This is a genomic window from Amnibacterium kyonggiense, assembly GCF_004364555.1.
Classification (GTDB): Bacteria; Actinomycetota; Actinomycetes; order Actinomycetales; family Microbacteriaceae; genus Amnibacterium; species Amnibacterium kyonggiense.
Window position 1 is genome coordinate 1,498,320 of sequence record NZ_SOAM01000001.1, and the last position, 20,624, is coordinate 1,518,943.

A 20,624-nucleotide genomic window follows, 5' to 3' on the forward strand; every position below is an offset into this window, starting at 1 on the left:
AGCATCTGCGCCGGTCGGTTCGTCGTCGGGGGAGCGTGATGGTCCAGAGCCCTCCGCGCGACGCCGTGCAGCGTCCCGGACGGCGGCCGAGCCGCGGGGCGGCCGGGTTCCTGCGCGACCTCGTCGTCATCGTCGTCGTCGCGGTGCTCGCCTCGTTCCTGATCAAGACGTTCCTCATCCGGTCGTTCTTCATCCCCTCGGAGTCGATGCAGAACACGCTCCAGGTGGGCGACCGCATCCTCGTGAACGAGCTCGTCCCCGGTCTCGTCCCGCTCCAGCGCGGCGACGTCGTCGTGTTCAGCGATCCGGGCGGCTGGCTCGAGGGCGACCAGCCGGTCGCGGCCCCGGCGGGCCCCGTCGCCGCCGCCGGCGACTGGCTGCTCTCGCTCGTCGGGCTGTCGAACCAGGACGCGAACAACCACCTCGTCAAGCGGGTCATCGGCCTGCCGGGCGACCACGTCGTCTGCTGCAACGCGCTCGGCCAGATGAGCGTCAACGGCGTGCCCGTCGTCGAGCCCTACGCCGTCCTCCATCCCGGCAGCCGTGCGGTCTCCGGCACCCCCTTCGACGTCACCGTGCCCAAGGGGCGCCTGTGGGTCATGGGCGACAACCGCTACGACTCGAAGGACTCGCGGTACCAGACGGACACGCCGTCGAAGGGCTTCGTGCCGATCTCGGACGTCGTCGGCCGCGCCTTCGTCGTCTCCTGGCCGGTGTCGCACTGGTCGTGGCTCTCCGACTACCCGGGTACGTTCGACGGCGTGAAGTCGGGCGGCGGATGACCGCCTCGCGTCCTCCGGGCCTGCGCGTCGAGCGCGCGCTCCTCGACGCCGGCGCGACCGTCGTGATCGGCTGCGACGAGGTCGGCCGCGGCGCGATCGCCGGCCCGGTCGGGGTCGGCGTCGCCGTGCTCGACCCGGAGCGCCGGCGCATCCCGACCGGCCTCCGCGACTCGAAGCTGCTGCCGGAGCCCGAGCGCGTCGCGATGGAGCCGCGCGTCCGGGCGTGGGCCGCGGCGACCGCCGTCGGGCTCGCCGGCAACGACGAGATCGACGGCCAGGGCATCTCCCGCTCCCTCGGCACCGCCGGCGCCCGGGCGATCGGCGGGCTCGTCGCCCTCGGGGTGGGGCTCGGGGGCGCCGTCGTGCTCCTCGACGGGAACTGGGACTGGCTGACGCCGGGCCTGATCGCGGCCGGCCTCCCCGTCCTGCCGCAGGTCGTGACCCGCATCAAGGCCGACCGCGACTGCGCGGCGGTGTCGGCCGCGTCGGTCGTGGCGAAGGTGCACCGCGACGCGCTGATGATCGACCGGCACGCCGCCCATCCGGTCTACGGCTGGCGGAGCAACAAGGGCTACGCGTCCCGCTCCCACTACGCCGCGATCGACGAGCACGGGCCCTGCGACTGGCATCGGAGGACCTGGTTGCACGCCCTTCCGGAAGCGGCTGCCGAGTCCGCCGACGAAACGTAGAATCCTCGGACGATGGACGACGACGAGATCGAGGACTACGACCGCGAGGTCGAGCTCCAGCTCTACCGCGAGTACCGGGACGTGGTGAGCCAGTTCAAGTACGTCGTCGAGACGGAACGACGGTTCTACCTGGCGAACGAGGTCGAGCTCACCCGCAGGGACACGGAGCACGACTTCTACTTCGAGCTGCAGATGCACGACGTGTGGGTCTGGGACGTCTACCGGGCCGACCGGTTCGTGAAGAGCGTCCGCGTGCTCACGTTCAAGGACGTGAACGTGGAGGAGCTCTCGGCGAAGGAGCTGGAGCTCCCGCAGGAGCTCGCACTCGACGAGTAGGGCCGCGGGGCCTTCCGCGGACGGCCGCGCAGCGGCAGAGTGCCCTGCATGGACATGCGCGCCTTCGACGAGGTCGTCGTCCGCCGGTTCCGCGCCGGCGAGGAGATCGAGGGCCTGCACCGCGACCGTCTCCTGCTGCTGACGACGACCGGACGGCACTCGGGGGAGCGGCGCACCGCGCCGATGATGTTCGTCCGGTTCGACGACGATCCGCTCGTGATCGCGAGCGACGACGGCGCCGCGCGGCACCCGTCGTGGCTGCTGAACCTCAGGGCCGATCCCCACGCGCGGGTCGAGACGCCGGACGGCCGTGCCGCGGAGGTGGTGGCGGAGGAGCTCACCGGCGACGAACGGATCGTGGCGTGGGACGACCTCGTCGCGCGGTTCCCGTTCTTCGCCGAGCAGCAGGAGCGGGCGGGCGACCGGGTGATCCCGCTCGTGCGCCTCCGGAGCTGCGACTGAGGGCCGCGGTCGGCGTTCCGTCCCTCCCCAGGCCCGTTCTTCCGCGCCCGGGCCGCTCCGGCCCGGTTCCGGCTCGGCGGACGCCCGCCGTCCGCGACCCTCCTCGGCATGGCGCAGAAGGACCAGCTCGGCAGACGGGGTGAGGACGAGGCGGCCGCGTACCTGACGGCACTCGGCTGGCGGATCGTGGACCGGAACTGGCGGTGCCCGTCGGGCGAGATCGACATCGTCGCCCTCGACGGCACCGAGCTGGTGATCGTCGAGGTGAAGACGCGGAGCGGGCGCGGGTACGGCGACCCGCTCGAGGCGGTCGACCCGCGCAAGCTGACCCGCCTCTGCATCCTCGCCGGCGCCTGGCGCCGTGCGCACCGGGACGTGCGGGCCCGCACGACCAGGATCGACCTCATCGGGGTGCTCGCCGAGCGGCACCGCGAACCGGTCCTCGACCACCTGCGGGCCGCCGCGTGAGCGCCGTCGCCCCGGCCGTCCCGACCGCGCCGCGCTCGACGTCCCGTGCAGCGGCGGTCGCCCTCGAGGGCCTCGCGGGGCGCATCGTCGAGATCGAGGCCGCGCTCACCAACCAGACCCCGGGGCTGAAGCTGGTCGGCCTGCCCGACACGGCGCTGCGGGAGGCGCAGGCGCGGGTGCGCAGCGCGGTCGAGCACTCGGGCTTCGAGATGCCGTCGCGCCACCTCACCGTGAACCTCTCCCCGGCCGCGGTGCCGAAGCACGGGTCCGGGTTCGACCTCGGCATCGCGGTGGCGGTGCTCGGCACGACCGGCACGATCGACGCGGAGGCCGTCGCCGACACGGTCTTCCTCGGCGAGCTCGGACTCGACGGCCGGCTGCGGCCGGTGCCCGGCGTCCTCCCCGCGGTCCGCGCGGCGGCCCGCGCCGGCCGGCCGCGCATCGTCGTGCCGACCGCGAGCGGAGCGGAGGCGTCGCTCGTCGACGGGATCGAGGTCGTCGCGGTGCCGAGCCTGCGGACCCTCGCGATCCGGCTCGGCGCGGACCTGGAGCCGGTCGACGTCGAGCCCGTCCCCGGCCCGCCGCCGCTGCGGGAGCGGTCGACCGCGGCCGACCTCGCGGAGGTCGTCGGGCATGCGGAAGCCGTCGAGGCCCTGGTCGTCGCGGCGGCCGGCGGCCACCACCTGATGATGGTCGGCCCGCCGGGCGCGGGGAAGACGATGCTCGCGACGCGGCTGCCCGGGCTGCTGCCGGACCTCGCCGGGGAGGCGGCGCTCGACGCGACGAGCATCGCGTCCCTCGCCGGGCACGGCGTCGACCGGGTCCGGACCCGGCCGCCGTGGCAGGCGCCGCACCACACCGCGACCGAGGCGTCGATCATCGGCGGCGGCAGCGGCCGGATCCGGCCGGGCGCGGTCACCCGGGCGTCGGGTGGCGTGCTGTTCCTCGACGAGGCGACGGAGTTCGCGCCGTCCGTGCTGGACGCGCTGCGGCAGCCGCTCGAGTCGGGGCGGATCGCCGTCCACCGCGCCGCGGCCCGTGCGGAGTTCCCGGCCCGGTTCCAGCTCGTGCTCGCCGCGAACCCCTGCGCCTGCGGGCAGTGGCAGTCGGCGGGCGGGACGTGCACGTGCGCGCCCGCAGCGCGTCAGCGCTACCTGGGTCGGCTCTCCGGGCCGCTCCTCGACCGCATCGACATCCGCCTGCACGTCGACCGCCCGAGCGCGGCCGAGGTCCGGCTCGCGAGGGAGGAGGCGCCGCGCGTCACCACCGCGGCCGCCCGGGAGCGGATGCTCGCGGCACGCGACCGCACCGCGTTCCGGCTCCGGGGCACGCCGTGGTCGATCAACGCCGAGGTCCCGGGCAGCTGGCTGCGCCACCCGGACCGCGCGCCCGCGGACGGCGCGGCGGCGTCCCTCGACGTCGCGCTCGAGCGCCGGCTCATCAACCTGCGGGGCCACGACCGCGTGCTGCGCCTGGCGTGGACGCTCGCGGACCTCCGCGGGCTCGACCGGCCGGGCCGCTCCGAGGTCGGTCGCGCCCTCGCGCTGCGGAGCTCGGACGCATGACCGACGTGCGCGCGCTCACCGACCTCGTCGCCGCCGTCCGGCCGGGCCTCGTGGACGCGGACCCGACCGCGGTGCTCGCGGCCGGCGCCTGGACGACGCTCATCGAGCCGGGCGACCGCGTCGCCGGCGCCCTCGTCGACGTGCTCGGACCGGCGGAGGCGCTCGACGCGCTCCGCCTCGACGCGCCGCCGACGCCGAACCCGGAGCTGCGCCGCGCGTTCGACCGCTGGGCGCCGCGGTTCGAGGAGGCGTCGTTCGTCCGCGCGTTCCGCGACGCGGCGCGCATCGGCGCCCGCCTCCTCGTCCCGGGCGACGCGGACTGGCCGGCGGGGCTCGCCGACCTCGCCGAGCACGGCCCGCTCGCGCTCTGGGCGCTGGCGCCGTCGGGTCCGGTCCGTCGGTTCGAGCGATCCGTCGCCCTCGTCGGCTCGCGGTCGGCGACGCCGTACGGGGAGCGCGTGACGGCGGACGCCGCGTGCGGGCTCGCGGACCGGGGCTTCGCCGTCGTCTCCGGCGCCGCGATGGGCATCGACGGCGTCGCGCACCGGGCGGTGCTCGCGAGCAGCGGCCTGACGGTCGCCGTCCTCGCGGGCGGCCTCGACCGCTTCTACCCGGCGCAGCACACGGAGCTGCTGCACCGCGTCGCCGTCGAGGGCGTCGTGCTGTCCGAGATGCCGTGCGGCGCGCGCCCGATGCGCGAGCGCTTCCTGAAGCGGAACCGGCTGATCGCCGCGCTGTCCCGGGCGACGGTCGTCGTGGAGGCCGGGCTGCGGTCGGGAGCGGCGAACACGGCCGCCCACGCCGCGGAGCTCGGGCGGGGCCTCGGCGCGGTGCCGGGGTCGGTCTACTCGGCCGCGTCGGCGGGCACGCACCGGCTGGTGCGGGAGTACGGCGCCGTCCTCGTGCGGGACGCCGCCGACATGGCCGAGCTCGCGCAGGACCCGGACGGCGCCGTGACCCTGGACGGGCTCGAGCGGATCCCGGCGGGCGTTGATCCGGACGAGACGCGGGTGCTCGGCCTCCTCTCCGCACGGCCGAAGCCGGTGCGGGAGGTGGCGGCGAAGGCCGGGCTCAGCATCGCGGACGCGAGCGCGGCGCTCGGGATGCTCTCCCTGACGGGTGCGGCCGTCGAGCGGGCGGGCGGCTGGTCGCGCGCCCGCTCCCGGCTGACGGGGCCCTCCGCTGCAGATCGGGCGGTGCGCACGGCCGGATCTGCAGCGGAAGGCCCCGCTCGGCGACGGGGCGCGCGGGGCGGCGTCAGCGGGGCTCGATAGCGTCGCCGCGTGACCCGGGAGCCGATCGCCACCCACCGCGTGGCCCACGTCAGCGACAGCCACTTCACCGCCTCGGGGCTCATGCACGGCAGCGTGCACGTCGCCGCGACCTACTCGGGCGCGCTCGCGGCGCTCGAGGGCAGCGGCATCGCGATCGACGCGCTCGTGCACACCGGTGACGTCGCCGACGCGGGGGAGGCCGACGCGTACCGGGCGGCGGCGATCCTCACTCGCGAGACGACGCAGCGGACGGGCTGGCCGGTGCTCTGGGCGGCGGGCAACCACGACGTGCGCGCCGCGATGGCGGCGGGCCTGCTCGGCGAGCCCGCCACGGACGGACCGCTCGACCGCGTGCTCGAGGTGCGGGGGCTCCGGCTCGTGTCGCTCGACACGTCGATCCCGGGCCGCGTCGAGGGCGGGGTGGACGAGGCGCAGGCCGAGTGGCTCCGATCGGTCCTCGCCGAGCCCGCCGAGCACGGCACCGTCCTCGCCCTGCACCACCCGCCGGTCCCGGTCGAGGTGACCGCGATGGCCCGACTCCACCTCGAGCACCAGGACCGCCTCGAGGCGGCGCTCGCCGGCGGGGACGTGCGCGCGATCCTCGGCGGCCACCTCCACTACGCCACGAGCTCGGTGTTCGCGGGCGTCCCCGTGCACGTCGCGCCCTCGACGGCCTACACGATTCGGCTCACGCGGCCCGCCGGCGGCATCATCGCGGTCGACGGCGCCCGAGCGGCCGGCGTGCTGTCGCTCTACGACGACGGCCGCGTCGGCTACTCGCCGATCCCCGCGGACCCGCAGCACGTCCTCGACTCGACCCCGGAGGACGTGTTCCTCGCCATGGGCGTCGACGTCGAGCACTGACGCCGGGCGCGGCCGCGCCGGAGGGTCGGGCGCCCGCCGCCCGCACGATGCCGCACCCTGATGCAATGCGGCTGACGGAGGCGGTGGCGGCGCACCGCGCGCACCTCGAGCACGAGCGCGCCTACTCGCCGAACACGATCGCCGCCTACGGCGCGGACCTCGCCGACCTCGTCCGGTTCGCCGCGGCGCAGGAGCTCGACGACGTGGGCGGCCTCGACCTGGAGCTGCTCCGCGACTGGCTCTACGAGGGCACGCAGCGGAACCTCGCCCGCGCCACCATCGCTCGCCGAGCGGCCGCGGCCCGCAGCCTCACCTCCTGGCTGCACCGCGGCGGCCGGCTGCCGACCGATCCCGGCGCGCGGCTCCGCGCCCCGAAGTCGCAGGGCCGGCTCCCGCGCGTCGTCGGCGACGACCAGCTCCGCGGGCTGTTCGCGGGGCTCGAGGCGAGGGCGGCGGAGGACGACCCGTCGGCGCTCCGCGACCTCGCCCTCATCGAGCTCATCTACGGCTCGGCGCTCCGCGTCTCGGAGGCGTGCGGGGTGGACGTGGACGACGTCGACCTCGGGACCCTCACCGTCCGCGTCACGGGCAAGGGGGCGAAGGACCGGGTCGTCCCGTTCGGCGTCCCGGCCTCCCGCGCGATCACGGCGTACCGCGACCGCGGCCGACCCGTGCTCGAGGAGCGGGGCGGGGGAGCGGCCGGACCGGCGCTGTTCCTCGGCGACCGCGGCGGGCGCATCGGGCCGCGCAGCGTCCACCGGCTCACCTCGCGCCTCCTCGAGGCGGTGCCGGGCTCGGGCCCGTCGGGTCCGCACGCGTTCCGGCACTCCGCGGCGACGCACCTGCTCGACGGCGGCGCGGACCTCCGCGCGGTGCAGGCGATGCTCGGCCACGCGAGCCTCGGGACGACGCAGATCTACACGCACGTCTCGATGGAGCGCCTCGCCGAGAGCTACAAGCTGGCCCACCCGCGCAGCTGACGCCGCGTCACCAGGCGCCGAGCGGGAGCAGGACCGCGCGCCGCGCGCCGCCGAGCCACAGCAGCGGGGAGACGTAGGCCCAGCCGTCCGCGGTGCGGACCCGGGCGCCGAGGTGGAGCACGCCGGGCGCGTGCGAGCCGCCGGTCGCGACGTGCCCGATCACCTCCCCGCGCTCGACCGCGTCGCCGACCCGCACGGCGGGGTCGACCGGCTCCACGGAGGAGCGCACGCCGTCGTGGTCGATCGCCACGACCCCGCGGTCGACGACCCGCCCCGCGAACGCGACGACCCCGTCGTCGACGGCCCGCACCGGCTCGCCGACCGGCGCCGCCACGTCGATGCCGCGGTGCCCGGCGGCGTACGGCGTCGCGGGTGCCTCGAACGCGCGGACGAGGTCGTGCGACGCGGTCGGCCACGACCAGAGCGGCGAGGCCGCGGCGAGGGCCGCGGCGACGAGCAGCGCGCGGAGCATGTCGCCATCGTGCCGACGCCGTCCCCGCCCCGCGCCGGGACGGCCTGGGGAGGAGCGGTCGTGCTCCTCCAGGCCGGTCGAGGCGGGGGAGCGGCCCTGGTAGACTCCTCGCCGCATCTCGCGCGAGCGGGATGACTTCGCGCGCCCACCAGCGTGAGACCGACCAGCGGTCCCCGGTTCCCCGGGGCGGTCGGTCCGCAGGGCGCCAGGGCCGGACCGCGAACCCGCGCGTCCGGCGGACAACCGGAACCGCGCCGTCCAGGCGCAGAACAGGAGATGCGGCCGTGGCCGTCGTCACCATCCGCCAGCTGCTCGACAGCGGCGTCCACTTCGGGCACCAGACGAGGCGCTGGAACCCGAAGGTCAAGCGCTTCATCCTCACGGAGCGCTCGGGCATCCACATCATCGACCTGCAGCAGTCGCTGTCGTACATCGACAAGGCCTACGACTTCGTCAAGGAGACGGTCGCCCGCGGCGGCACCGTCCTCTTCGTCGGCACGAAGAAGCAGGCGCAGGAGGCGATCGCCGAGCAGGCGACGCGCGTCGGCCAGCCCTACGTGAACCAGCGCTGGCTCGGCGGCCTCCTCACGAACTTCCAGACGGTGCACAAGCGTCTGAACCGCCTCAAGGAGCTCGACCTCGTCGACTTCGACGACACGACCCGCGGCTACACGAAGAAGGAGCTGCTGATCCAGCGTCGCGAGCGCGACAAGCTCGAGAAGACGCTCGGCGGCATCCGGAACCTGTCGAAGACGCCGAGCGCGATCTGGGTCATCGACTCGAAGCGCGAGCACCTCGCGGTCGACGAGGCGAAGAAGCTCGGCATCCCGGTCATCGGCATCCTCGACACGAACGCCGACCCCGACGAGCTCGCCTACCCGATCCCGGGCAACGACGACGCGATCCGCTCCGTCGCCCTGCTCACGCGGATCATCGCGGACGCCGCGGCCGAGGGGCTCATCCAGCGCCACCAGGGCACCAGCGAGGCCGAGGCCGAGCCGCTCGCGGCGTGGGAGCAGGAGCTCCTCCAGGCGACGGAGAACCCGGAGGCCCTGTCGCTCCAGGTCGAGCAGGTCGACGACCGCGTCTCCGGCCAGACCGCGGACACGCAGGACCGCATCGACACCGTCGTCGCGGACCAGGCCGACGCGAGCGCCGGCGTGACCGCCGCCACGACCGAGGTCGCCCCGAGCGAGCCGGTCGAGGAGAACGACGCGGACGCGCAGGCCGATGCCGACCTGCAGTCCGAGGCCGTCGAGGGCCTCGTGCCGCAGCACGCACCGGAGACCGAGGAGCAGGTCGAGGCCGAGGAGCTCGCGAAGTCGACGCCGGCCCAGCGCCGCCCCAAGAAGGTCACCGACCCGGCCGCGACCGAGGACCCCGAGCCCTCCGCCTGAGCCCGATCCACCCCAGCCGGCGGCCGTCCAGCAGCGAGTCCTCTCGCGCCGGGCGGCCGACGGCCGTTCGAGAACCGAACCCATCGAAAGGAGTCAGCCATGGCCGCATTCACCGCCGCTGACGTGAAGACCCTGCGTGACCGCCTCGGCGCGGGCATGCTCGACAGCAAGAACGCGCTCGTCGAGGCCGAGGGCGACATCGAGAAGGCCATCGAGATCCTCCGGGTCAAGGGCCTGAAGGGCGTCGAGAAGCGCTCCGGCCGCGCGACCACCGCCGGTCTCGTGACCGCGGTCGCTGAGAACGGCGTCGCCACCCTCATCGAGCTCGCGAGCGAGACCGACTTCGTCGCGAAGAACGACCGCTTCACGTCGCTCGCGGCCGAGGTGCTCGGCGCGGTCGCCGCCGCCGGTGCGACGGACGTCGCCTCCGGCAACGCCGCCACCCTGAACTGCAAGACGGTCGAGGCCTACATCAACGACGAGGCCGCTCTCCTCGGCGAGAAGGTCGAGCTCCGTCAGGTGCGCCAGGTGACCGGCGAGGACTTCGCCATCTACCTGCACAGGACGAGCAAGGACCTGCCGCCCCAGGTCGGCGTCGTGCTCGGCTACTCCGGCACCGACGCGGAGACCGCCCGTTCGGTCGCGCAGCACATCGCGGTCTACGACCCGAAGTACGCCACCCGCGAGGACGTCCCCGCGGAGACCGTCGAGCACGAGCGCGCAGTCCTCACGGAGACGACCCGCAACGAGGGCAAGCCGGAGGCGGCCCTGCCGAAGATCGTCGAGGGGAAGCTCACCGGCTTCTTCAAGGAGGTCGTCCTGGTCGACCAGCCCTACGCGCGCGACAGCAAGGTCGCGACCGGCAAGGTCCTGAAGGACGCCGGGCTCGAGGTCTCGGGCTTCGCCCGGATCAAGGTCGGCGCGTAGTCCGGATCCGATCGCACGAGATGCCCCGCGGCGCCGCCGCGGGGCATCTCGCGTCTCCGGGCGCGTGACCGGAGGGACGCGGGACCGGTCGGCTAGCGTCGCTGATCCACGCGGACGGAATCCGGGGGAGCATGGTGGAGCTGACGCGGCGCACCCTGCTCGCCGGTGGAGCGGTCGCCCTCGGGACGACCGCCGCGGCCGCCGCCGTGCTCGTGCCGCGCGCCTTCCCGGCCCGCGCCGAACCCACCGCGGCGCCCGTCGCATCGCCGACCGCGCCTGCGCGGACGCCGGTGCCGCACGCGCCGGTCGCGCGCCTCGGTGAGCCGGTGCTGCTCGCCTCCCTCGCGCCGCGCACGTCCGGCGCGGTGATGCAGCAGGTGGAGCGCGTCGCGACCGGCGAGCTCTTCATGACGCAGTCCCGCGACGGCGGGGGACCCGGGCTGTACACGACCGTGGTCTCGCGCAGCGCGCCGACCCCGGATGCGTCCGGCCTGCACCCGGAGCTCGACGCGATGACCGTCCTCGACGGCGGCCACGGGCTCGGCCTCCACGTGGACCTGCGCCCCGGCGGCTACGACGTCTGGATGAGCCTGCAGGGCCCCGTGTCGCAGGGCGACCCGAACGGCGGCCGGCTGGCGCGGTTCGCCTACACGCCGGGTGTGTACGCAATCGAGCAGATCCCGGGCGGCGTCACGTGGCTGCCGCAGTTCCCGAACCGCTTCGGGCGGCCGCAGGAGTCGATCTGCACCTTCGACGCCGATCGCGGTGTCCTCGTGGAGCGGATGTACGACTTCGCGACGAACACGGACGAGCAGTACACCCTCCGCAGCGTCGACGACCTCGTCCGGGGCGTCGACCGCCCGCTCGGCCGCATGACGGTCCCGGTGAACCCGCCCACGATGCAGGGATTCGCGACGGTGGACGGCAGCCTGTTCCGCTGGGCGGGCGTCTCGAACGGGGCGTCCGGTGCGCCCGTCCCCGGCGACCCGATGGTGCTCGAGCAGTTCGACTGGGCCACGGGCGACCGGATCGGGTACACGCCGTTCCCGACGCTCGGGCAGGACGCGAGCGGCACGTGGCGGGACGGCGCCTACGAGCCGGAGGGCTGCTCGGTGCTCCGGGAGCCGGACGGCAGCGTCTCGCTCCTGGTCGGGGTGGCGGTCGGCGTGTACGGCGACCACGGCTGGCTCGTCTACCGGCTGCCGCTGACCTGAGCGACCCCCCGGTCCGGGCGCCGAGCACGTCCGCTAGCCTCGTCCGGACCGAAGGGGGAGCGGATGCGCCGCGTCGTACTCAAGCTGTCGGGCGAGGCGCTCGGGGGCGGCACCTTCGGTGTCGCACCGGACGTCGTGAAGTCCATCGCCCAGCAGATCGCCGCCGCGGCGGAGGAGGCGCAGGTCGCGGTCGTCGTCGGCGGTGGTAACTTCTTCCGCGGTGCGGAGCTCAGCCAAGCGGGCATGGACCGCACGCGTGCCGACTACATGGGCATGCTCGGCACGGTCATGAACGCGCTCGCGCTGCAGGACTTCCTGGAGCAGACCGGCGTGCAGACCCGGGTGCAGTCGGCCATCTCGATGACGCAGGTCGCGGAGCCGTACATCCCGCGGCGCGCGATCCGGCACCTCGAGAAGGGGCGGATCGTCATCTTCGGCGCCGGCGCGGGCCTTCCGTTCTTCTCGACGGACACGGTCGCCGCGCAGCGCGCGCTCGAGATCCACGCGGACGAGGTGCTCGTGGCGAAGAACGGCGTCGACGGCGTCTACTCCGCCGACCCCCGCACCGACCCGTCCGCGGTGAAGCTCGACCGGGTCACGTACGCCGACGCCCTCCGGCAGGGGCTCAAGGTCGTCGACTCGACGGCCTTCAGCCTCTGCATGGACAACGGCATGGCGATGCGCGTGTTCGGCATCGAGGGCGACGACTCGATCGGCGCCGCGATCCGAGGTGCGGACGTCGGCACGGTCGTCACAGCCTGACCCCGGTAAACTTCCCAGGTTCGACAACGAGAGGGGTCGCCGGTGATCGCCGACGTGCTGCAGGAAGCGGGCGACCGCATGGCCAAGGCGGTCGAGGTGGCGAAAGACGACTTCGGCACCGTCCGGACCGGCCGCGCCAACCCCGCGCTGTTCACCCGCATCCCGGTCGACTACTACGGGACGCCGACGCCGCTCGGCCAGCTCGCGAGCGTGCAGGCGCCCGAGGCGCGCATGATCGTCGTGACGCCGTACGACAAGACGGCGCTGAAGGAGATCGAGAAGGCCATCGCGACGGCCCCGAACCTCGGTGCGACGCCCTCGAACGACGGGTCGATCGTCCGCGTCGTGATCCCCGAGCTCACCCAGGACCGCCGCAAGGAGTTCGTGAAGATCGTCCGCGAGAAGGGCGAGCACGCGAAGGTCGCGGTGCGGAACATCCGCCGCAGCGGCAAGGACGACCTCGACGCGCTGACCGGCGAGGTCGGCGACGACGAGATCGCCCGCGCCGAGAAGGAGCTCGACGCGCTGACGAAGCGCCACGTCGACCAGATCGACGAGGCGCTGAAGCGCAAAGAGGCCGAGCTGCTCGAGGTCTGAGACGTGTCGGAGGGGGGACCGGGCGACGCGCGTCCTCGGCGACCCCGGAACACGGCCGAGCTGCAGGACCAGATCCGCTCGACGCGGGGCGACATCCGGGACCAGGTGCGGCACACCCGCGCCCAGTTCGACGAGGCGAACGCGCGGCTGACCGCGCGCTCCGGCAGGAACCTCGTCGGCGCGGTCGGCCTCGGCGTGGGTCTCGGCGCCCTCCTGATCGTCAGCCTCGTCATCTGGAAGCCGCTGTTCGTCCTCCTCGCGATGGCGCTCGTCGGCTTCGGCACCTCGGAGCTCGCCGTCGCCGTGCGCACGGCGGGCATCCGCGTGCCGAGGGTCGGCGCCGCGATCGGCGGCGTGCTCGCCATCCCGGCGACGTACGTCTCGGTGCTGCCCGCGGCCGATCAGACGGGGCGCCTCCATTCGCTGCCCGTCCCGCTGGTGCCGGGCGGCTGGCTGGCAGCGATCGTGTTCGCCGTCGCCTTCGCCGTGGTGTGGCGGCTCGTGGAGCAGCTCGTGTCGCCGGTGCCCGGCCGGGCGCTCGGGCGGGACGTCCTCGTCACGACCTTCGTCCAGCTGTACGTGGCGGGCCTCGGCAGCACCGCGGTCGTGCTGCTGTCGCAGCAGGACGGCCAGTGGTGGACGCTGTCGTTCGTGGCCGTCGTCGTGGCGAGCGACATCTTCGCCTACGTGGCCGGCCTGCGGTTCGGGCGGCACCCGATGGCCCCGCGCATCAGCCCGAAGAAGACGTGGGAGGGCTTCGCCGGCGCCGCGGTCGCGACCGTCGTCCTGGCGACCGCGCTGACCCCGTGGCTGCTCGACCGACCGCTCTGGTTCGGTCCGGTGTTCGGCGCCCTGATCCTCGTCACGGGGACGCTCGGCGACCTCGGCGAGTCGATGATCAAGCGCGACATCGGCGTGAAGGACATGTCCTCCTGGCTGCCCGGTCACGGCGGCATCCTCGACCGGCTGGATTCGATCCTTCCTTCCGCGGCTGCGGCGCTGCTGCTCTTCTTCGCGACCTCCTGAGTGCATCATGGCGGGCATGCCGTCGACCTTCCCGCGTGAACGCAATCGCCGACTCGGCTACGACCCGCAGGAGGTCGACCACTTCATCGCGGTCGCGCGCGCGGAGTTCGACCGGCGCGACGGGCAGCTGCGCTCCTCGCACATCCGGCAGACCGCGTTCACGATGCGGCGCGGCGGCTACGCGACGGCGGCCGTGGACGCCGCGCTCGAGCGGCTCGAGGACGCGTTCGCGGTGCGGGAGCGGGAGACCGCGGTGCGCACCGGCGGCGAGCGCGCGTACTACGCGAGCACCCGCCAGCTCGCGAAGGAGATCATCGGCCGCCTGGAGCGGCCCGACGGCAAGCGCTTCGACCGTGTCGGCTTCTCGCGCATCGGCTACTCGGTGACCGATGTCGACGGGTTCGCCCGGGAGGCGCGCGCCTACTTCGAGGACGGCTCGCACGTGCCCGTCGAGCGGGTGCGCGGCATCGCGTTCCGGCCGAAGCGGGGCGGCTACAACGAGGCGCAGGTCGACCTCCTCATCGACGGGCTCGTCGAGACGATGCTCGCCGTGCGGTGAGGCGCGCGGCAGCGCTCCGAGCGGGACGACCGCCCTCGGGTAGGGTTACCGGATCGTGACACGGCTCCTCTCTGACGTCGCCCCGACGGCACCGGCCCCGCTGCCCGTGCGACCCCGGTCCCGCGGCCGGTTCGTGCTGGGGCTCTTCGCGATCCTCGCGAGCGCCGGGATCGCCCTCGTCACGGTCACCGACCCGTACGCCGGCGCGACGGCAGCGCCGTTCTACCAGCAGCCCGTGCTCGTCAAGGCGACGGGCGTGCAGCGCTACAAGATCGCCGGCGGCTACGTCGACATCGACATCAGCCGGGACGGCTACAAGGTCGTCGACGCGCCGGCACCGGCGCCCGCGCCGAAGACGGCGGCCGGCGGCGCCGCCGCAGCGTCCGCGTCCGCATCGGCCGCGAGCTACACGACGCCGGTCGGCACGGCGCAGACCTATGCCGCGAAGGCGGTGGCGTCGCGCGGGTGGGCGCCGAGCGAGTTCAGCTGCCTCGTGAACCTCTGGAACCGCGAGTCGGGGTGGAACACGCACGCCGCGAACCCGAGCGGTGCGTACGGCATCCCGCAGGCCCTGCCCGGGAGCAAGATGGCCACGGCCGGTCCCGACTGGCAGAACAGCTACCAGACGCAGATCAACTGGGGGCTCGGCTACATCGCGGGCTCCTACGGCAGCCCCTGCGGCGCCTGGGCGCACTCGAACGCCTACAACTGGTACTGATCCGGCCGTGCCCCGTCGGAACCGTGACCGCGGCGGTGACGAGCCGCCGCCACTCCGCCTCGGCGGCGGCGCGCGTCTGGAGATGCGCGGCGGCCGCGAATGGCACGTCCAGCCCATCTCCGCGGCGCAGGCGCTGAAGCCCTACCGCTGCCCCGGCTGCGGCGGCGTCGTGGACGAGGGCGTGGCCCACGTCGTCGTCTGGCGCGCGGACGGCGTGCTCGGCGACCAGGCCGACCTCGAGGCGCGGCGGCACTGGCACGCCGCCTGCTGGCGGGTCGCATGAGCGCCGGGATCGTGGAGGTCCGGAGCGGCACCGAGCTCGTCGCGGACCGCGAGGACGTGGCCTTCGACACCGCGGACGGGCTCACCCTCGTCGGCGAGCTCGCGTCGCCGCGCGACCGGCCCGCGGTCGCGACGCTGGTCTGCCTGCACCCGCTGCCGACCCACGGCGGCTTCATGGACTCCCACGTGCTGCGGAAGGCGGCCGCCCGGCTGCCGGCGCTCGCCGACGTCGCCGTGCTCCGCTTCAACACCCGCGGCACGTCGAGCCCGCGCGGGAGGAGTGAGGGCGAGTACGACGGCGGGATCGCCGAGCGGTACGACGTCGTCGCCGCGATGGCGTTCGCGGCCGAACGCGGTCTGCCGCGGCCCTGGCTGCTCGGCTGGTCGTTCGGCACGGAGCTCGCGCTGAAGTACGGGCCCGACACGGCCGCCGTCGGGGCGATCCTCCTGTCGCCCCCGCTGCACCGGACGTCGCAGGCCGAGCTCGCGCGCTGGCACGGCGGCGGGAAGCCGCTCGTCGTCCTCGTCCCCGAGCTCGACGACTACCTCCGGCCGCCGGAGGCGCGGGAGCGCTTCGCGGTCGTCCCGGAGGCCGAGCTGATCGCGGTCGACGGCGCGAAGCACCTCTGGGTCGGTGAGCCGCAGGTCCGCCGGGTGCTGGACGAGGTCGTCCGGGCGGTGCACCCGGCCGCCGCGCCGCTGCCGACCGAGGTCCCCGAGGAGCTCGTCGTCCGCTGAGGACGGGCCCTACGCCTCCGCCTGCCGTGGGACGACGACCTGGTCGATGACCAGGAGGACCGCGGCCGCGACCGGGATCGCGATCAGGGCGCCGAGGATGCCGAGCAGCGTCCCGCCGACGAGCGCGGCGATGACGACGATGACGCCCGGCACCTTCACGGCGCGGTTCATGATGTTCGGGCTGAGCACGTACGCCTCGACCTGCATGTACACGAGGTAGTAGATCGCGACCCACAGCCAGACGGGCAGGCCGGACGACGGCCACACCATGTCGCCGTTCGAGAGGATCAGCACGATCTGGCCGAGCACGATCAGCACGGCCGCCGACACGGTGCCGACGAGCGGGATCAGGCTGCCGAGGAAGGCGATGAACGCGAACACCGCGGGCAGCTGCGCACCGATCAGCGACAGGAAGATGAAGCTGAGGACGCCGTTGATGAGCGCCAGCCCGACCTGGCCGAGCACGTAGCGCCCGACGGAGGAGAAGATCTGCTCCGCGATGGAGGCGAACCGCGCGCGCCGGCTCATCGGGACCATCCGGTACAGCGCGCCCTTGAACTCGTTCAGCGACGCCGTGAAGTAGAGGGTCAGGATGATGACGATCACCGCGCCGCCGACCCCGCCGATGATCCCGACGCCGACCGAGAGCACGCCGCCCGTGATCACGCCGGCGTTGTCCTGCAGGTAGGAGACCGCCTGGTCGATCAGGTCCTTCACCTTGATCGAGCTGCCGACCGCCTTCTGGACCTGCGTGATGAAGTCGTTCCAGCCCTGGTACTGGCTCGCGAAGTCGGCGATGCCCTTCACGAGGCTGCCGACCTGCGTCACGATGACGGGGACGACGAGGAACATGATCGCGACGACGACGCCGAGCACGACGATCACCGCGATGAGCATCGCGAGCCAGCGGGGGAGGCGCAGCCGCTCGAGCTGGCTGACGAGCGGGTCGAGGCCGAGGGCGAGGAACGCCGCCGCGACGACGTAGGTGAGGATCGTCGCGAGCTGCAGCGTCGCGGCGCCGATCGCGAGGGCGAGGAGCACGCCGAGCGTGCCGATGAGTCCCGTGCGGAACGGGTTCTGCAGCTTCACGGGCGCCGGCGGTCGCGGATCAGGACTCGACGTCGACGGGCTGGGCCGTCGTCAGCGCGCCGCGGAGCGACTCGAAGTAGTGGGCGATGCCGTCGCGCTCGTCGCGGAGCTCCGCGAGGCGCTCCTCCGCGTCCCGCACCAGCTGGGCCGACCGCTGCTCCGCCTCGGTGACGATCGCATGCGCGGTGTCGCGGGCATTCGTCACGAGCTCGGTCGCCTCGGCCTGCGCGGCCTCGCGCGACCGGCGGCCGTCGACCTCGATCTGCATCTGGAGCGCGTCCGCCTCGAGGCGCTTGTCGGCGGACCGCCGCACCGCGTCGGCGAGCTGCGCGTTCGCGTCGTCGAGGTACCGCTGCGTGGACGCGACCGCGTCCTGGTGGCGGGCGAGGTAGTCCTGCTCCGCCTCGTCGCGCCGGGCCTTCAGCTCGACGTCGAGGTCGAGGCGCGCCTGCTCGATCTCCTGCTCCGTCGCGTCGCGGAGCTCGGCGAGGTCCGCCGCGAGCGCGTTGCGCGTCGCCTCGTACTCGCGCTGCTGCTGCCGCCGGAGGGCGTCGAGCTCCTCCGCCAGCTCGGCGCGGGCCTCCTCGGCTTCGCGCGCGAACGCGAGCCGAGTCGTCTCGGCCTCGCGGGCGACGTCGATCCGGGCGAGCTCGGCCTTCCGGGCGAGGTCCGCATGGGCCCGTTCGATCTCGGCCTGCAGCTCGGCGCGGGCGCGTTCGATCTCCGCGGCCGCGTCGTCGCGCGCCGCGGCGAGCTCGCGGTCGAGCTCCGCCCGTGCGAACGCCGTTTCGCGGGCCATGCGGAGCGCGTCCTCCTTCGCCGCGGCGGTCTCCCGCTCCACGACGACGCGCAACTCCGCGGCCTCCCGCTCGGCGGCGGTGCGGACGGCGGCGGCCTCGCGCTTCGAGGTGCCGCGCAGCTCCGCGGCCTCGGTGGCGACCGCGCCGCGGATCGCGGCGGCCTCCCGCGTCGCGTCCTGCATCGTCGTCTCGGCGTGCGCCTCGGCGCGCTCGACGAGCTGGTCCGCCTCCGCCCGCGCGGACGCGAGCATCGCCTCGGACTGCTCCTTCGCGTCGCCGAGCAGGCGCTCGGCGAGCTCCGCCGCCTCGACGCGGAGACGGTCGACCTCGACCTGGGTCGAGGTGCGGAGGCGCTCCGCGTCGATGTCCGCCTGCGCGATCACCCGGGTCGACTGCTCCTCGGCGAGGCGCAGCAGGCTCTCGAGCCGGTGCCCGAGGCCCGAGTACGTCGGCGCGCCGACCTCCTCGAGCTCGCCGTCGAGCTCGTCGACGCGCTGGCCCAGCCGCTTCACCTCGCGCTGCGCCTCGGCCAGCGCCGTGTTCGCCTTGATCAGCTCGCGCCGCAGCTCCTGCATCGCACGATCGACCTCGTCGCGGTTGTACCCGCGCATCGCCGTGGTGAAGCCGGACTCGTCGGACACGTGTCGCTCCTCGTCAGCCGAAGGTTCCCCACCCGGCATCGGGTGCCGCGCGGTGCGTCCGAGTGTAGGTGCGGCGCTCGCGCCGCGCCCGTCGACATGCGTCCGCCGGGCGGGGGCCGTGGTTATGCTGACCCCCGTTTTCGGGCCACGCCGTGCGGGAGCGGGGCTCGCCCCGCACGTCCGCGCCGGTGTCCGGCCCGCTGGATCGACATCCCGCCTGGGACGAGAGGAGACGGTGTGCGCTTCGCGATCGCGTTGGTGACGCTGCTCATCGCCGGGGCGCTCGTCGCTGCCGGCGTCGCGCAGAGGACCGTCCTCAAGCCGGAGGACCACGTGACGGCGGTCGCCGACGTCCCGTCGGACGTCCACTACGTGGTGGTGCCGGGCTCGGTGCTCCGCTCCCACCAGGGTCAGCAGAACCTCCACCTCGGCGGCAGCGACGCCGTGTTCGCGGGCTACGGCCGTTCCTCCGACGTCACCGCCTGGCTGTCCGGCCAGCGGTACGCCGAGCTGCGCACGGACGCGTCGGGCGCGATGACGAAGCCGGTCGTCCGCACGGCGCCCGTGATCGGGCAGCTCGAGGGCGGCACGCCCGACCCGAGCGGCGCCGACCTCTGGATCGACCAGAAGACGGGGGAGCGGTCCCTCGACTGGTCGGTGGACGTCCCGAAGTCGATGTCGGTGATCATCGCGTCGACCGGTGCGGACGCCGCGCCCTCCGACGTGCGGCTCACCTGGCCCGTCCGCACCGCCACGCCGTTCGCGGTCCCGCTCATCGTCGCCGGCGGCGCGCTCGCCGTGCTCGGCCTGCTCCTCTACCTGTGGGCGCTCGTGCACGTGCGCCGGCAGCGCGGGCCGCGGCGCAAGTCGCCGCCGAAGATGCCGAAGCGGCCGCAGCCCCCGAAGTACCGCCCGCAGCGGCCCGCCTCCGCGGCCCCCGTGCCCGGGCGCGGTCGCCGCAGCGTGCGGCAGCGCGTCGCGGTCGTCGGGTCCGGCGCCGCCGCCGTGCTGCTCGCGGGCCTGCTCGCGCCGACCTCCGGCGCTGCGGTCGCCGCGACGCCGACGCCGACCGCGTCCCTGACCGAGGAGCAGGCGACCCGCATCCTGTTCGCAGCGGCGGACACCGCGGCGGCGGCGGACAAGGCGGGTTCCGCGAAGCAGCTCGGCGACCGCTTCACGGGCGCCGCACTCGACCTCCGCAAGGCGTTCTACACGATCGAGAAGAAGGACTCGAAGGCCGCGGCGCCCGCCACGATCCCGACGAGGGCGAAGGGCGCGGTGGTCAAGCTGCTCGAGCCCGAGGCGACGACCTCCTGGCCCCGCACGCTCTTCGCGACGGTCCAGCAGGGCGAGTCGACGAAGGTCGCGCCCGTGTCGGTGGCGCTCGTGCAGAACGACCCGCGGTCGAACTACAAGGTCCAGTTCGCGATGCGGCTGATCAGCAACGCGAAGACCCCGGACCTGCCATCGGCCGTCGACGGCGCGCACCGGCTCGACCCCTCCGCGCCGGTGCTCACGGTCGAGCCGGGGCAGCTCGCGACCGCCTACGGCGCGGTGCTGAACGACTCCGGCGCGTCGACGGCGAAGCTCTTCCGCACGCAGGGCGACCCCCTGCTCCAGGAGGTCGGCGAGTCCGCGAAGAAGAAGATCGCGAAGAAGCTCGGCAGCACGGCCGGCATCACGTTCAAGGACCTCCCGGTCGACCCGAACTCGGTGATCGCGATGTCGACGGCCGACCCGGGTGCCCTCGTCGCGGTGCAGCTCGACGAGCAGTGGACGGTCAAGCCGAAGCGCAGCGGCGTGACGGTGAAGCCGAGCGGCGGCACGAAGATCCTCTCGAAGACCTCGTCGACGTCGAAGGGCATCGTGTCGGTCTACGGCTACCAGCTGCTGTTCTCGGTGCCGTCCGCCGGCTCCGAGGAGCCCATCGTCCTGCTCGGCTACGATCAGGGGCTGGTTTCCGCGAAGGAGTTGTGACGACC

23 protein-coding genes are annotated in these 20,624 nt (G+C 74.1%); 20 read left to right on the forward strand and 3 right to left on the reverse strand.

The window, feature by feature from the left end:
• Window positions 1–38: 38 nt before the first annotated feature.
• From lepB to CLV52_RS07600, 9 genes are all read left to right on the forward strand, one after another.
• Complete coding sequence (lepB, locus tag CLV52_RS07560; protein WP_133765610.1) at window positions 39–782, forward strand: signal peptidase I; 744 nt, start codon at window positions 39–41, stop codon at window positions 780–782.
• Window positions 779–1,471: a ribonuclease HII gene (locus CLV52_RS07565; RefSeq protein WP_133765611.1), complete on the forward strand. Its 693-nt coding sequence runs from the start codon at window positions 779–781 to the stop codon at window positions 1,469–1,471. Before lepB ends, CLV52_RS07565 begins: the two co-directional genes overlap by 4 nt.
• A 12-nt stretch (window positions 1,472–1,483) precedes the next feature.
• On the forward strand, window positions 1,484–1,807 hold the full coding sequence (locus CLV52_RS07570; RefSeq protein ID WP_119482662.1) for a DUF2469 domain-containing protein: 324 nt from the start codon (window positions 1,484–1,486) through the stop codon (window positions 1,805–1,807).
• Window positions 1,808–1,855: 48 nt separating this feature from the next.
• Window positions 1,856–2,269 carry a nitroreductase/quinone reductase family protein gene (locus CLV52_RS07575; protein ID WP_133765612.1) on the forward strand — a complete coding sequence of 138 codons (414 nt, stop codon included), beginning with the start codon at window positions 1,856–1,858 and terminating at the stop codon, window positions 2,267–2,269.
• A gap of 108 nt (window positions 2,270–2,377) precedes the next feature.
• Window positions 2,378–2,737, forward strand: coding sequence for a YraN family protein (locus CLV52_RS07580; RefSeq protein ID WP_133765613.1), 360 nt, complete (start codon window positions 2,378–2,380; stop codon window positions 2,735–2,737).
• Window positions 2,734–4,302 carry a YifB family Mg chelatase-like AAA ATPase gene (locus tag CLV52_RS07585; RefSeq protein ID WP_133765614.1) on the forward strand — a complete coding sequence of 523 codons (1,569 nt, stop codon included), beginning with the start codon at window positions 2,734–2,736 and terminating at the stop codon, window positions 4,300–4,302. The genes CLV52_RS07580 and CLV52_RS07585 overlap by 4 nt, the downstream gene beginning before the upstream one ends.
• A complete protein-coding gene (gene dprA / locus CLV52_RS07590) occupies window positions 4,299–5,576 on the forward strand; it encodes a DNA-processing protein DprA (protein ID WP_133765615.1) in 1,278 nt (425 codons plus the stop codon). The genes CLV52_RS07585 and dprA overlap by 4 nt, the downstream gene beginning before the upstream one ends.
• A 9-nt stretch (window positions 5,577–5,585) precedes the next feature.
• Complete coding sequence (locus CLV52_RS07595) at window positions 5,586–6,440, forward strand: metallophosphoesterase (RefSeq protein ID WP_133765616.1); 855 nt, start codon at window positions 5,586–5,588, stop codon at window positions 6,438–6,440.
• Between the two features lie 65 nt (window positions 6,441–6,505).
• Window positions 6,506–7,420 (forward strand): tyrosine recombinase XerC, encoded by a 915-nt coding sequence (locus CLV52_RS07600; RefSeq protein ID WP_133765617.1) that lies wholly within the window; start codon window positions 6,506–6,508, stop codon window positions 7,418–7,420.
• 7 nt (window positions 7,421–7,427) lie between these two features.
• On the opposite strand, the gene CLV52_RS07605 is transcribed toward CLV52_RS07600, so the two are convergent.
• Entirely contained in the window at window positions 7,428–7,892 is a 465-nt protein-coding gene (locus tag CLV52_RS07605) for a murein hydrolase activator EnvC family protein (RefSeq protein ID WP_133765618.1), read from the reverse strand.
• 284 nt (window positions 7,893–8,176) lie between these two features.
• On the opposite strand from CLV52_RS07605, the gene rpsB reads away from it, so the two are divergent.
• From rpsB to CLV52_RS07655, 10 genes are all read left to right on the forward strand, one after another.
• Entirely contained in the window at window positions 8,177–9,289 is a 1,113-nt protein-coding gene (rpsB, locus tag CLV52_RS07610) for a 30S ribosomal protein S2 (protein ID WP_133765619.1), read from the forward strand.
• 99 nt (window positions 9,290–9,388) lie between these two features.
• Window positions 9,389–10,216 carry a translation elongation factor Ts gene (gene tsf, locus CLV52_RS07615; protein ID WP_133765620.1) on the forward strand — a complete coding sequence of 276 codons (828 nt, stop codon included), beginning with the start codon at window positions 9,389–9,391 and terminating at the stop codon, window positions 10,214–10,216.
• Window positions 10,217–10,347: 131 nt separating this feature from the next.
• A complete protein-coding gene (locus CLV52_RS07620) occupies window positions 10,348–11,430 on the forward strand; it encodes a phage baseplate protein (RefSeq protein ID WP_133765621.1) in 1,083 nt (360 codons plus the stop codon).
• Window positions 11,431–11,493: 63 nt separating this feature from the next.
• Complete coding sequence (gene pyrH, locus CLV52_RS07625) at window positions 11,494–12,192, forward strand: UMP kinase (RefSeq protein WP_133765622.1); 699 nt, start codon at window positions 11,494–11,496, stop codon at window positions 12,190–12,192.
• A 42-nt stretch (window positions 12,193–12,234) separates the two neighbouring features.
• Window positions 12,235–12,789: a ribosome recycling factor gene (gene frr / locus CLV52_RS07630; protein WP_133765623.1), complete on the forward strand. Its 555-nt coding sequence runs from the start codon at window positions 12,235–12,237 to the stop codon at window positions 12,787–12,789.
• A 3-nt stretch (window positions 12,790–12,792) separates the two neighbouring features.
• Window positions 12,793–13,815 carry a phosphatidate cytidylyltransferase gene (locus CLV52_RS07635; protein WP_246018007.1) on the forward strand — a complete coding sequence of 341 codons (1,023 nt, stop codon included), beginning with the start codon at window positions 12,793–12,795 and terminating at the stop codon, window positions 13,813–13,815.
• 16 nt (window positions 13,816–13,831) lie between these two features.
• Window positions 13,832–14,374 (forward strand): DivIVA domain-containing protein, encoded by a 543-nt coding sequence (locus CLV52_RS07640; protein ID WP_133765624.1) that lies wholly within the window; start codon window positions 13,832–13,834, stop codon window positions 14,372–14,374.
• Between the two features lie 55 nt (window positions 14,375–14,429).
• On the forward strand, window positions 14,430–15,092 hold the full coding sequence (locus CLV52_RS18685; RefSeq protein WP_211342626.1) for an aggregation-promoting factor C-terminal-like domain-containing protein: 663 nt from the start codon (window positions 14,430–14,432) through the stop codon (window positions 15,090–15,092).
• A 7-nt stretch (window positions 15,093–15,099) separates the two neighbouring features.
• On the forward strand, window positions 15,100–15,375 hold the full coding sequence (locus CLV52_RS07650) for a hypothetical protein (RefSeq protein WP_246018008.1): 276 nt from the start codon (window positions 15,100–15,102) through the stop codon (window positions 15,373–15,375).
• Window positions 15,372–16,112, forward strand: coding sequence for an alpha/beta hydrolase (locus tag CLV52_RS07655; RefSeq protein WP_133765625.1), 741 nt, complete (start codon window positions 15,372–15,374; stop codon window positions 16,110–16,112). Before CLV52_RS07650 ends, CLV52_RS07655 begins: the two co-directional genes overlap by 4 nt.
• A gap of 9 nt (window positions 16,113–16,121) precedes the next feature.
• On the opposite strand, the gene CLV52_RS07660 is transcribed toward CLV52_RS07655, so the two are convergent.
• Window positions 16,122–17,201, reverse strand: coding sequence for an AI-2E family transporter (locus CLV52_RS07660; RefSeq protein ID WP_133765626.1), 1,080 nt, complete (start codon window positions 17,199–17,201; stop codon window positions 16,122–16,124).
• A 19-nt stretch (window positions 17,202–17,220) separates the two neighbouring features.
• Complete coding sequence (locus CLV52_RS07665; protein WP_246018009.1) at window positions 17,221–18,642, reverse strand: DivIVA domain-containing protein; 1,422 nt, start codon at window positions 18,640–18,642, stop codon at window positions 17,221–17,223.
• A gap of 237 nt (window positions 18,643–18,879) precedes the next feature.
• On the opposite strand from CLV52_RS07665, the gene CLV52_RS07670 reads away from it, so the two are divergent.
• A complete protein-coding gene (locus CLV52_RS07670) occupies window positions 18,880–20,619 on the forward strand; it encodes a DUF8094 domain-containing protein (RefSeq protein WP_133765628.1) in 1,740 nt (579 codons plus the stop codon).
• The last annotated feature ends 5 nt before the right edge of the window (window positions 20,620–20,624 follow it).

Coding starts and splice junctions, on each gene's coding strand:
- lepB (WP_133765610.1), top strand. CDS start 39: ATGGTCCAGAGCCCTCCGCGCGACGCCGTGCAGCGTCCCGGACGGCGG.
- CLV52_RS07565 (WP_133765611.1), top strand. CDS start 779: ATGACCGCCTCGCGTCCTCCGGGCCTGCGCGTCGAGCGCGCGCTCCTC.
- CLV52_RS07570 (WP_119482662.1), top strand. CDS start 1,484: ATGGACGACGACGAGATCGAGGACTACGACCGCGAGGTCGAGCTCCAG.
- CLV52_RS07575 (WP_133765612.1), top strand. CDS start 1,856: ATGGACATGCGCGCCTTCGACGAGGTCGTCGTCCGCCGGTTCCGCGCC.
- CLV52_RS07580 (WP_133765613.1), top strand. CDS start 2,378: ATGGCGCAGAAGGACCAGCTCGGCAGACGGGGTGAGGACGAGGCGGCC.
- dprA (WP_133765615.1), top strand. CDS start 4,299: ATGACCGACGTGCGCGCGCTCACCGACCTCGTCGCCGCCGTCCGGCCG.
- CLV52_RS07600 (WP_133765617.1), top strand. CDS start 6,506: ATGCGGCTGACGGAGGCGGTGGCGGCGCACCGCGCGCACCTCGAGCAC.
- CLV52_RS07605 (WP_133765618.1), bottom strand. CDS start 7,892: ATGCTCCGCGCGCTGCTCGTCGCCGCGGCCCTCGCCGCGGCCTCGCCG.
- tsf (WP_133765620.1), top strand. CDS start 9,389: ATGGCCGCATTCACCGCCGCTGACGTGAAGACCCTGCGTGACCGCCTC.
- CLV52_RS07620 (WP_133765621.1), top strand. CDS start 10,348: ATGGTGGAGCTGACGCGGCGCACCCTGCTCGCCGGTGGAGCGGTCGCC.
- pyrH (WP_133765622.1), top strand. CDS start 11,494: ATGCGCCGCGTCGTACTCAAGCTGTCGGGCGAGGCGCTCGGGGGCGGC.
- CLV52_RS07640 (WP_133765624.1), top strand. CDS start 13,832: ATGCCGTCGACCTTCCCGCGTGAACGCAATCGCCGACTCGGCTACGAC.
- CLV52_RS07655 (WP_133765625.1), top strand. CDS start 15,372: ATGAGCGCCGGGATCGTGGAGGTCCGGAGCGGCACCGAGCTCGTCGCG.